Origin of the sequence: Protofrankia sp. CiT1 (genome assembly GCF_917627335.1) — a bacterium.
Lineage (GTDB): Bacteria > Actinomycetota > Actinomycetes > Frankiales > Frankiaceae > Protofrankia.
The window spans coordinates 20,599-25,473 of the sequence record NZ_CAKJTP010000014.1; the positions used below are offsets into that span (position 1 = coordinate 20,599).

Here is a 4,875-nt window from a genome sequence, read left to right on the forward strand (position 1 = left end):
CCACAGACCACAGACCACAGACCACAGACCACAAGGAACGCCATGATCCCGCCGTCCCGCTATCGAGCTCTCATCCTCGTCGTGGCCGTGCTGGCCGCCTTCGCTGTCACCAAATGGCCGCATGCGGCAGCTGATTTCCGTGCCCTGGCGGCAACCTCACCGTCCCCACCGTCACTGTCCCCACCATCACCATCTAACGTGACCACCATCGGCGCGGGCCCGATATCACCGGCACCCGCTGTGCGGGGCCTGCCGACATCACACTGGCGTACGCCGCTGGACGGCCCTCTGATCATTGGCCGGGACTTCGAACCGCCTGTCACGCCTTACGGTCCGGGCCATCGCGGTGTCGACCTGGTGAGCACGGTAGGTGCGCAGGTGCGCGCCGCAGCGTCGGGAACCGTTTCGTTCGCTGGCATGATTGCCGGACGCGGTGTTATCACGATCAATCACGGGTCGCTGCGAACGACCTACGAGCCGGTCACCCCGGTTGTCCCCGCAGGCCGGTCGGTGGCCTCCGGCGAGATCATCGGCCGGCTCGTCGGGGGACATCCCGGTTGTCCCGCCGGCGCCTGTCTGCACTGGGGCCTGCTCGATGGGCCGCTCTACCGCAATCCACTCAGCCTGCTGCCGCGTCGTCATCCCAGGCTGCTACCGGTCGGTTGAACCCACCTACCGACCCGGTTGCCGCTGTCAGGCCCGCGGGTGCCCCTGGTCAAACGCCGCGCGAAGCCGCTCCGGCGTCACATGGGTGTAGATCTGCGTGGTCGCGGGACTCGCGTGCCCCAACAGCTCCTGCACTGAACGCAGATCGGCACCGCCCTCCAGCAGATGGGTGGCGGCGGAGTGCCGAAGGCCATGGGGGGTCACCGGCCGGGCGCTGTGAGCCGCGGCCCGAGCGCTCAGGATACGCCGGACCGTTCGCGGGTCCAGCCGGCGACCGCGGGCGCCGAGGAACAGCGCCCGGCCGCTACCGGGCACCGCGAGTACCGGCCGGCCGATGTCGAGCCATGCTCGCAGCGCACGCCGCGCGGGCACGCCGAAAGGCACTGCCCGCTCACGCCCGCCCTTGCCCACCACCCGCACGAGTCGCCGTTCGTCATCAACATCATCAAGATCAAGACCGCACAGTTCACTGACACGGGTGGCGGTCGCATACAGCAGTTCGACAACCGTGCTGTCCCGCGTGTCGAGCGCATCCTGGCGAGGCCCGGTTGATACCGCCCGTGGGTCGGCCACCAGCATCTCCCATGCCTGGATGGCCGTCAGCACGGTTGGCAGTGCAGTCGACCGCCGAGGGCTCACGAGCCGATCGGCGACGTCCACAGGCAGCCAGCCGCGCCTTACCGCGAATGCGCTGAAGCCACGGGCGACCGACACTCGCCTGGCTACGGTGGCGGTGGCGGCACCGGCGGCGCGCATCGCCGTGAGCCAGCCGCGCAGCACGCCGAGGTCAAGCTCCGCCAGTTCACGGCAGCCCGCGCCACAAGCGAAGTCGCACAGATTACGGAGATCGGCTGTGTAGGCGCGGATGGTCTCGACCGACCGGTTCCGCTCGGTCGACAGGTACCTCAGGTATGCGCCGATCGCGGCATCCCAGGTAGCTCCATCATCACGGATAGCAATATCATCTACCATATAACCGACTATCCACCTGTCCGACCGTGCCCTGTCACAGCCGCCGCGTCAACATCGACGGGCGGCCCCAGCGAATGCACGATCATGCTCCTTCCCCGGCGTCCGGCGGAGACGGCGCGCCAGCCGACGGCGCTCGGCCCAACGCCGTCAGGCGATACCCACCGCCTCGTTGCTCCACCAAACCCTCCACAACCAGAGGGCCCATCAGCGCCTGCACGGTTTCCGGCCGCTCACCCACCCGCTCGGCAAGCACCGCCCCACCCACCGATCCCCGCGCCGGCATGACATCGAGCAGACGCCGGACCAGCTCGGGAAGGCCGTCACGGACGCCCGCCGGTACCGGCGGGTATCCGGCGAGCTCACCTACCGCGCCGATCTCCTCGCAGACCTCGGCGGCATCGGTGACCAAGACAGTCTGCTCACGGTGCGTCCGTAACAGACGATGACAGCCCACGCTCAGCGCGCTGGTGACCGGTCCTGGAACAGCCATGACCACACGCCCCAGCCGCCGGGCGTGTCGGGCCGTGTTCAGGGCACCGCTTCGATGGCCTGCCTCAACCAGAACCGTACCCCTGGCCAACGCGGCGATGATCCTGTTACGGGTCAGGAAACGGCCGCGGTAGGGAGGGCTACCCGGTGAGGCCTCGCTCAACAGCAGTCCGTTGTCGCGGATGCGCGTCAGCAGCTCCGTGTGAGCTCGTGGATAGGCGATGTCGACCCCGCCGGCAAGAACCGCGATCGTCGGCCCGCCTGCCGCCAGCGCACCGCGGTGAGCGGCCGCGTCAATACCAAAGGCCGCCCCGGAGACCACCGTCCAGCCCCGCTCCGACAGCCCCGAGGCAAGATCGGCGGTCACGGTCGTGCCATAAGGAGTGGCCGCGCGCGCCCCCACGACCGCCACCGCCCGCTCACACAGTTGGCCAAGGTCTCCATTTCCGTACACCCACAAGGCAAGCGGTTCGCCCGGTTCGGTGCGGGCATCGGCAGCGCGCATGTCGCGGAGCACGCTCAGCACGGACGGCCACTCCTCATCACCTGGGCAGAGCAACCGCCCGCCGAGGTTGTCCAGCAGGCGCAGATCCCGTACCGGGTCGACAGCGGGATGCCGGAGCCGCAGATCGGCCCAGACCGACGCCGCTCCGCGGCGGGCAACCTCAATGCTGATCTCTGGCTTGTCCGACCCGACCGCGCGTGCCAGAGCGACCCGCGCCAACCGCTCACCGTCGACAGTCACTGTGACCGCCCTGGCAGGCGCAGGTCCAGAGCCATCCCGAGCTGCGTCGGTCCGGGGCACGCCACGCCGGCAAGGTCCGCGAGCGTCCAGGCAATCCGCAGGACGCGGTCAAGACCCCGGGCGGTCAGCTGACCCGACTCGAAGACACGGTCTGCCAGCCGGGTCACGCTGGTCGGCAGCGGCCACAGCCGACGAAGCGCTGGACCGGGGATTTCGGCGCTGGTACGCCACGGTGTCCCAGCCAGCCGGCAGGCAGCGGCATCACGAGCGCTCTGGACACGTTTGGCCACCACCGCGGAGGTCTCCGCGTAGTTGTAGTCCGCCCGCAGCTCCGCGCGGCTCGGCGCGGCAAGCTCCACCTGCAGATCCACCCGATCGAGCAGCGGTCCCGACAACCGGGAGAGATAACGCCTGCGAACCAGGCTCGGGCAGTCACACAGCCTGGCCCCAGCGCCGCCCGCACGTGCGCAGGGGCACGGGTTCGCCGCCAGCACCAGCAGGAAGCGGGCGGGAAACCGGGCACTGATCCGGGCCCGCGCCAGCTCGATCACCCCGCTTTCCAGAGGCTGGCGCAATGCATCCAGGGTGAGGCGAGCAAATTCGGGAGCTTCGTCAAGAAACAGGACCCCCCGATGCGCCTGGCTGGCCAGCCCCGGTCGTAGCACGGTCGAACCGGCGCCGACGAGTGCTCCCGGCGTTGCTGAATGGTGCGGGCTGCGAAAAGGCGGCCGGACCACGAGCGGGCAGTCTGCCGGCAACAGCCCTGCGACCGAGTGCACCGCGGTGACCTCAAGAGCGGCTTCGGTGTCAAGCGCGGGCAACAGCCCCGGCAGGCGCTCCGCCAGCATGGTCTTGCCACTGCCCGGCGGCCCTTGCATGAACAGATGATGGCCGCCAGCCGCCGCTACTTCGACCGCCAGGCGACCGCGGGACTGGCCCGCCACATCGGCAAGATCGCCGACATCCTCGACGCTGGCCTGCGATGAATTCATCGTGATCATCGACGGTGGACCCGGCGTGAACTCACCGCGCAGGAGGCGCACCAGGCAGTCGAGGTCCTTCACCGGTTCAACGACGGCCCCAGGGACCAAGGCAGCCTCCGCGCCGTTCGCCTCGGGGACGACCACGCGTTCGAGACCTGCGCCGAGCGCGGCCAACACCGCAGGCAGCACCCCACGGACGGGCCGCAGCCGTCCGTCCAGCGCCAGTTCTCCGAGCAGCACCCGGCCGTGCAGGGATGTCGGGGGGATTGTGGCCGCCGCGCCGAGAACCGCGGCGGCCATCGCCACGTCGAACCCGCTCCCGGACTTCGGGAGAGTCGCCGGAAACAGCCCAACCGTGATCCGCTGGCTGGGCCAGGCCTGGCCCGAGTTGACGATCGCGGCACGGATCCGTTCCCTGGCCTCGTGCAGCGCCGCGTCCGGCAGCCCGACAAGAGTGAAGGCCGGCAGCCCGTTCGCAAGATCCGCTTCGACCTCGACGAGACGGCCGTGCACCCCCACGATGGCGACGCTGAACGCCCGTGCGAGCGCCATCAGAACGCCCCTCGCAGGTGTTCCACCCGAATCGGGCTGTCCCGGCGGCGGTACACCTCGACCACGTCGAAGCGCAGGACCGCCAGCTCATGTTCATGATCATGAAGCCACTGCGCGGCCACCCGGCGGATACGAGCGGCCTTGCCCGCAACCACAGCCTGCGCAGGTGTCCCGTACCGGTCGCTGGAACGGGTCTTGACCTCGCAGAACACCAGACACAAACCGTCCCGGGCGACGATATCGATCTCGCCGGCCGCGCAACGCCAGTTGCGGTCGAGAATTTCCATTCCGCCTTGCAGCAGATACCGGACCGCGGTGTCCTCACCGAACCGCCCGAGCGCATCCTTGACCCGCATCGCCCGCTCCCCTCCACAGGCGACGGACGCGCCCGTGGAGATCAGAGTGATCGGTGGGTCGAGCATTGGCGAACAATGATGATGTTCTGTGGACAACCTGAAGTTATCCACA

Annotated in this window: 5 protein-coding genes; 1 reads left to right on the forward strand and 4 read right to left on the reverse strand. The window is 68.9% G+C overall.

Annotated elements, in window-relative coordinates; all coding sequences use genetic code 11:
- Positions 1-42 precede the first annotated feature (42 nt).
- The gene (locus MJ785_RS04350; RefSeq protein ID WP_239347670.1) at positions 43-666 is read left to right on the forward strand and encodes a murein hydrolase activator EnvC; all 624 of its coding nucleotides are present in this window, start codon (positions 43-45) and stop codon (positions 664-666) included.
- 27 nt (positions 667-693) lie between these two features.
- On the opposite strand, the gene MJ785_RS04355 is transcribed toward MJ785_RS04350, so the two are convergent.
- From MJ785_RS04355 to MJ785_RS04370, 4 genes are all read right to left on the reverse strand, one after another.
- The gene (locus tag MJ785_RS04355) at positions 694-1,638 is read right to left on the reverse strand and encodes a tyrosine recombinase XerC (RefSeq protein WP_239347671.1); all 945 of its coding nucleotides are present in this window, start codon (positions 1,636-1,638) and stop codon (positions 694-696) included.
- Positions 1,639-1,720: 82 nt separating this feature from the next.
- Positions 1,721-2,872 carry a DNA-processing protein DprA gene (gene dprA, locus MJ785_RS04360; RefSeq protein ID WP_239310474.1) on the reverse strand — a complete coding sequence of 384 codons (1,152 nt, stop codon included), beginning with the start codon at positions 2,870-2,872 and terminating at the stop codon, positions 1,721-1,723.
- A complete protein-coding gene (locus tag MJ785_RS04365) occupies positions 2,869-4,407 on the reverse strand; it encodes a YifB family Mg chelatase-like AAA ATPase (RefSeq protein WP_239347674.1) in 1,539 nt (512 codons plus the stop codon). Before MJ785_RS04365 ends, dprA begins: the two co-directional genes overlap by 4 nt.
- Positions 4,407-4,763, reverse strand: coding sequence for a YraN family protein (locus MJ785_RS04370; protein WP_239310638.1), 357 nt, complete (start codon positions 4,761-4,763; stop codon positions 4,407-4,409). Before MJ785_RS04370 ends, MJ785_RS04365 begins: the two co-directional genes overlap by 1 nt.
- Positions 4,764-4,875: the final 112 nt, after the last annotated feature.

What these genes read in the sequence shown, in the direction of transcription:
- MJ785_RS04370 (WP_239310638.1), bottom strand. Translation starts at nt 4,763, where the DNA reads ATGCGGGTCAAGGATGCGCTCGGGCGGTTCGGTGAGGACACCGCGGTC.
- MJ785_RS04355 (WP_239347671.1), bottom strand. Translation starts at nt 1,638, where the DNA reads ATGGTAGATGATATTGCTATCCGTGATGATGGAGCTACCTGGGATGCC.
- MJ785_RS04350 (WP_239347670.1), top strand. Translation starts at nt 43, where the DNA reads ATGATCCCGCCGTCCCGCTATCGAGCTCTCATCCTCGTCGTGGCCGTG.
- MJ785_RS04365 (WP_239347674.1), bottom strand. Translation starts at nt 4,407, where the DNA reads ATGGCGCTCGCACGGGCGTTCAGCGTCGCCATCGTGGGGGTGCACGGC.